This is a genomic window from Leucobacter musarum subsp. musarum (assembly GCF_001273845.1).
Taxonomy (GTDB): domain Bacteria; phylum Actinomycetota; class Actinomycetes; order Actinomycetales; family Microbacteriaceae; genus Leucobacter; species Leucobacter musarum.
On record NZ_JHBW01000077.1, the window covers coordinates 1 to 250 of the forward strand.

Consider the following 250-nt stretch of genomic DNA (forward strand, 5'->3'; position numbering starts at 1 on the left):
GGCCGGGGGCGATCCGGCGCGGGTCGTCGCTGCGCTCGACGCGCCTGAGGGTCGGGTGCGCGTGCAGGACCAGGGATCGCAGCTCGCGGCGCTCGCGCTGACGAGGGTCGGCGTCGTGGCGCCGGGCGAGCGCTGGCTCGACCTGTGCGCCGGGCCCGGCGGCAAGACCGCCGTGCTCGGCGCGGAGGCCCTGCTGGGCGGCGCCGCTCTGCGCGCCAACGAGGTGCTGTCCCTTATACCCATCTCCGAG

Annotated in this window: 1 pseudogene; it reads left to right on the forward strand. The window is 77.2% G+C overall.

From position 1 onward, the window contains the following. Nucleotides 1–250: pseudogene (locus CH42_RS08200) on the forward strand (rRNA small subunit methyltransferase B); the annotation flags it as partial.